Raw genomic sequence first — 5,075 nt, 5'->3', positions numbered from 1 at the left:
GCCTGCTCGACCCATTTCATGTTGAACTGGGTCACGCGCATGCCGGTGCGCGGATCGACCGAGAGCGCGACGAGCTGCTCCAGCGGCCGGTCGCCGATCACGACGCCGGCGGCATGGGTCGAGGCGTGGCGGTGCAGCCCTTCGAGCTTCTGCCCGATCTCGAGAAGGCGCGCGACGATCGGCTCCTCGGCCGCCGCCTGCTGCAGCTTGGGCTCGCCCTCGATGGCGTCCTTCAGCGAGATGGGCTTGGCCGGGTTCTGCGGCACGAGCTTGGTCAGCTTGTCGACCTGGCCATAGGGCATTTCCAGCACGCGGCCGACATCGCGCAGCACGCCGCGCGCGAGCAGCGTGCCGAAGGTGATGATCTGCGCGACGCGCTCGGCCCCGTAGTGGTGCTTGACGTAGTCGATCACCTCTTCGCGCCGGTTCTGGCAGAAGTCGATGTCGAAATCCGGCATCGAGACGCGGTCGGGATTGAGAAAGCGCTCGAACAGCAGGCCGAAGCGCAGCGGATCGACGTCGGTGATCGTCAGCGCATAGGCGACGAGCGAGCCTGCGCCGGAGCCGCGCCCCGGCCCGACCGGAATGTCATGCGCCTTGGCCCATTTGATGAAGTCCGAGACGATCAGGAAATAGCCCGGGAACTTCATCCGGGTGATGATCGACAGCTCGAAATCGAGCCGCTTCTCGTAATCCGCGACGCTGAAGCCCTCCGCCGGGCCATGCTTGGCGAGCCGCGCCGCGAGACCGGCTTTCGCCTGCTCCTGCAACTCCTCGGCCTCGTCGCGCCCCTCCTCGCCGAAACGCGGCAGGATCGGCTTGCGGGTGGTGACGCGCCAATGGCAGCGCATCGCGATCTCGACCGTATTGGCCAGCGCCTCCGGCAGATCGGCGAAGCGCGTCTTCATCTGCGCGCGGGAGGCGAAATAATGCTCCGGCGTCACCCGCCGGCGCTCGCCATCCGAGACCAGCCGGCCTTCCGCCACCGCGAGCAGCGCGTCATGCGCGTCGAAATCGGCCGGCTTGGCGAAGAAGGGCTCGTTGGTCGCGACGATCGGCAGGTCGCCGTCATAGGCGAGGCGCAATAGCTGGGCTTCCAGCGCCGCCTCGTTCTCGCGGCCATGACGCTGGATCTCGACATAGAGCCGGTCGCCATAGATCCGCGCCAGCGTCGCGAGCCGCGCCGCCGCCTGAGCCGGCTGACCATTGCGAAGGGCGAGATCGACGGGCCCGTCGCTGCCGCCGGTCAGGGCGATGAGCCCGCCATGGAAGGCCGCGAGCCGCTCGATCGTCGTCACCGGCTGGCCCGAGCCGCCGGTCGCGAGCGCAGCCTCGCTGACGAGCTTCATGAGATTGCCGTAGCCGGCCTCGTCCATGGCGAGCAGGACGATATGCGGCAGGCGCTGCATCTGGACGGGGCGCCGACCCTCCCCCTCATCGGCGAAATCCACCGAGAGCTGCACGCCGACGATGGGCTGGAGGCCGGAGCCGGACAGCTTTTCGGAGAATTCCAGCGCGCCGAAGAGATTGTCGCTGTCGGTCAGAGCGATGGCGGGCTGACCGTCCGCGGCGGCCATCTTGGCGATCGTCGCGATGGTCATCGCGCCTTCGAGCAGAGAATAGCTCGAATGCACATGCAGATGCACGAAGCCGATCTCGGAGAGGATGCGCCCCTCGCCCGCTGCTCCGCTCATGCCCTGCTCCACCTTCGACTCAAAGCCAGCCCCGCCGCCCTCGTTATGGCGCCCGGCAGGGCACCCCGTCGAGCCGGGATCGCAGCAGGCGGTGGGCAGCTGTGGATGGCTCCTGACTCGCTCAGACGTGAGGCGCGGAGAGGATCGCCGCCCAGAGCCAGATCATGCCGAGGAAGACGCCGAGAGAGGCGATCTCGGCGAAGCCGGCGACGAATTTGCGGGCGACGGTCATGGGAACCTCCTGCGTTCTCGGTAAGTTCAGATTAGTTCATGTTTTGTTCTCGTCAACCGCCGTTGCGGAAAGCTGCGTGGCTCGCGGCAAAAAGAGTCAATCAGAGGTTAACGTAGCCAGCACGGATGGAGCCGCGCAGTCATTGCGAGAAGCGCAGCGACGAAGCAATCCAGCGAGGACCGGCTGCGACGTTCGACCGGGTCCTGCCGGATGGCTTCGCGGAGCCTGTCCCTGAGCTTCCCGAAGGCAAGACCCGATGGCTCGCAATGACCGCGAGCGGCCGGAGGGCGGCCGCGCTTCAGCGCAGCGGCACCACCAGCCCGTCGCGGATGGTCACCTGCCGGTCCATCTGGCGGGCGAGGTCGAGGTTGTGCGTCGCGATCAGCGCCGCGAGCCCCGAGGCGCGGGCGAGCGCGATCAGCGTGCCGAAGACATGCTGTGCCGTTCCGGGATCGAGATTGCCGGTCGGCTCGTCCGCCAGCAGTAGGCGCGGCCCGTTGGCGACCGCCCGGCCGATGGCGACGCGCTGCTGCTCGCCGCCCGACAATTCGCCGGGGCGATGGTCGAGCCGCTCGCCGAGGCCCAGAAAGGTCAGCAGTTCCGCCGCCCGCTCCTCGGCAACCGCCTTGCCGAGGCCGCGAATGCGCTGCGGCAGCACCACGTTCTCCAGCGCCGAGAACTCCGGCAGCAGATGATGGAACTGGTAGACGAAGCCGATCTCGGTGCGGCGCAGGCGCGTGCGGCCCTTGTCGTCGAGCTTGGTCGTGGCGAGCCCCCCGACGAAGACCTCGCCGGCATCGGGCTTCTCCAGCAGGCCGGCGACATGCAGCAGCGTCGATTTGCCGGTGCCGCTCGGCGCCACCAGCGCCACGACCTCGCCGGGCCAGAGCGCGAAATCGGCCTTGCGCAACACTTCGAGCGGCGCATCGGCCTGCGGATAATAGCGCTCGACCTGCGAAAGGAAGAGCGCGGGCGTTTCCTGCGCCATCAGCCCATCCTCAAGGCTTTGACCGGGTCGAGCCGGGCCGCTTTCCAGGCGGGATAAAGCGTCGCCAGCAGCGAGAGCACCAGCGCCATGGCGACGACGCTGACGACGTCCCGCCAGTCGATCACCGAGGGAATGTCGCTGAGGAAGCGCACCGTCGGATCCCAGAGATTGGCCCCGGTGATCCAGTTCAGCGCCGCCATGATCGACTTGATGTAATGCGAGAAGGCGAGCCCCAGCACGAAGCCGGCCAGCGTGCCGACGACGCCGATCGCCGCCCCGGTGATCAGGAAGACGCGCATCACCGAGCCGGCGGTCGCGCCCATGGTGCGCATGATCGCGATGTCCTCGGTCTTGTCCTTCACCAGCATGATCAGGCCGGAGACGATATTCAGCGCCGCGACGAGCACGATCAGCGTCAGGATGATGAACATCACGTTCCGCTCGACCTCGAGCGCGTTGAAGAAGCTGCGGTTGCGCTGGCGCCAGTCGGAGAGCACGAGCGGCCTCGGCGCGTTGGCCTCGATCGCGTCGCGCACCTTCTGGGTGTTGTCGGGGTTGTCGACGAAGATTTCGATGACGTTCACATCGCCTTCGCGGTTGAAATAGGCCTGTGCCTCGCTGAGCGGCATGTAGACGAAGGTGCCGTCGAACTCGGTCATGCCGATCTGGAACAGCGCTTTGACCGGATAGGCCTTGATTCGCGGAGCCGTGCCGAAGGGTGTGGAGGCGCCCTGCGGCGTCACCAGCGTGATCGTGTCGCCGACCTGAACGCCCAGCGCATTGGCGAGGCGCACCCCGATGGCGACGCCTGGCGTCGCATCGAAGCCCTCCAGCGTGCCGGAGACGATGTTGCCGCCGATGAAGGGGATCGACTTGATGTCGCCCTCGCGCACGCCGCGCACCAGCACGCCGCTGTTGCCGGTCTGCGAGGAGGCCAGCGCCTGCCCCTCGACCAGCGGAATGGCGAGCTTGACCCCCGCAATGGCGCGCAGCCTGGCGGCGACAGGATCGAAATCGTCGAGCGGCCGGTCGATCGGCGTCGCGAAGATATGGCCGTTCACGCCGACGATCTTGCTCAGCAGTTCGATGCGGAAGCCGTTCATCACCGACATCACGATGATCAGCGTCGCGACGCCGAGCATGATGCCGAGAAAGGAGAAGCCGGCGATGACGGAGACGAAGCCCTCGCGCCGCCGGGTTCTGAGATAGCGCCCGGCGAGCTGCCATTCGAAGCCGGCAAACGCCTTCGTTCCGGTCGGGATGTCGGCGCTGTCCGCGACGTCGCTCACGTGCCGCGGCCCTGGAACCGGGCGAGCGCCTCGTCGAGCGAGATCGTCTCGCGCTCGCCGCCCTTGCGGCGCTTGAGCTCGACCTTGCCCTCGGCGAGGCCCTTGGGCCCGACGATGATCTGCCAGGGCACGCCGATCAGATCGGCCGTGGCGAACTTGCCGCCCGGCCGCTCCTGCGTGTCGTCGTAGAGCGCGTCGTAGCCCTTGGCGAGCAGGTGCTTGTAGAGCTGCTCGCTCGCGGCGTCGGTCGCAGCGTCGCCGACCTTGAGGTTGATCACCTCGACGTCGAAAGGCGCGATCTCGTCGGGCCAGACGATGCCGCCATCGTCATGGCCCGCCTCGATCAGCGCGGCGACGAGCCGGCTCGGCCCGATGCCGTAGGAGCCGCCATGCAGCAGCACCTGCTGGCCGTCCGGACCGGTCACGCTCGCGCCCATCGGCTCGGAATATTTCGTGCCGAAATAGAAGATGTGACCGACCTCGATGCCGCGCGCCGAGACCTGCTTGTCGGCCGGAATCGCCTCGAAAGCCGGCTTGTCGTGCATTTCTTCGGTCGCGGCGTAGAGGCTCGTCCATTTGTCGACGATGCCCTGCAGCGCCGGCACGCTGTCGAAATCGGTGTCGGCAGCCGGCGTCTCGAAGCCGAGATAATCGCTGTGGCAGAACACCTCGCTCTCGCCGGTCGAGGCCAGAACGATGAATTCATGGCTGAGATCGCCGCCGATGGGACCGGTATCGGCCTTCATCGGGATCGCCTTCAGGCCGAGCCGCGCGAAAGTCCGCAGATAGGCGGTGAACATGCGGTTATAGGCGTGGCGCGCCGCCTCCTTGTCGAGATCGAAGGAATAGGCGTCCTTCATCAGGAATTCGCG

General features: G+C 67.0%; 4 protein-coding genes. All 4 read right to left on the bottom strand.

Annotated features, from left to right (window positions below; all coding sequences use genetic code 11):
• Positions 1-1,694: DNA polymerase III subunit alpha (gene dnaE / locus ACOJTB_RS15405; RefSeq protein WP_420103404.1), on the bottom strand; the 1,694-nt coding region annotated here is incomplete at its 3' end.
• 530 nt (positions 1,695-2,224) lie between these two features.
• Entirely contained in the window at positions 2,225-2,914 is a 690-nt protein-coding gene (locus tag ACOJTB_RS15400; RefSeq protein ID WP_420103403.1) for an ABC transporter ATP-binding protein, read from the bottom strand.
• The gene (locus tag ACOJTB_RS15395; RefSeq protein ID WP_420103402.1) at positions 2,914-4,203 is read right to left on the bottom strand and encodes a lipoprotein-releasing ABC transporter permease subunit; all 1,290 of its coding nucleotides are present in this window, start codon (positions 4,201-4,203) and stop codon (positions 2,914-2,916) included. The genes ACOJTB_RS15400 and ACOJTB_RS15395 overlap by 1 nt, the downstream gene beginning before the upstream one ends.
• Positions 4,200-5,075, bottom strand: an 876-nt coding sequence (locus ACOJTB_RS15390; protein ID WP_420103401.1) for a proline--tRNA ligase, incomplete at its 5' end; no start/stop codon positions are given. The genes ACOJTB_RS15395 and ACOJTB_RS15390, both read right to left, overlap by 4 nt.

The organism is Allobosea sp., from assembly GCF_048595345.1.
In the GTDB taxonomy this organism is placed as follows: domain Bacteria; phylum Pseudomonadota; class Alphaproteobacteria; order Rhizobiales; family Beijerinckiaceae; genus Allobosea.
The sequence above is the reverse complement of the archived record's forward strand: the minus strand, read 5'-3'. Positions and strand labels throughout refer to the sequence as shown.

Coding starts and splice junctions, on each gene's coding strand:
- ACOJTB_RS15400 (WP_420103403.1), bottom strand. CDS start 2,914: ATGGCGCAGGAAACGCCCGCGCTCTTCCTTTCGCAGGTCGAGCGCTAT.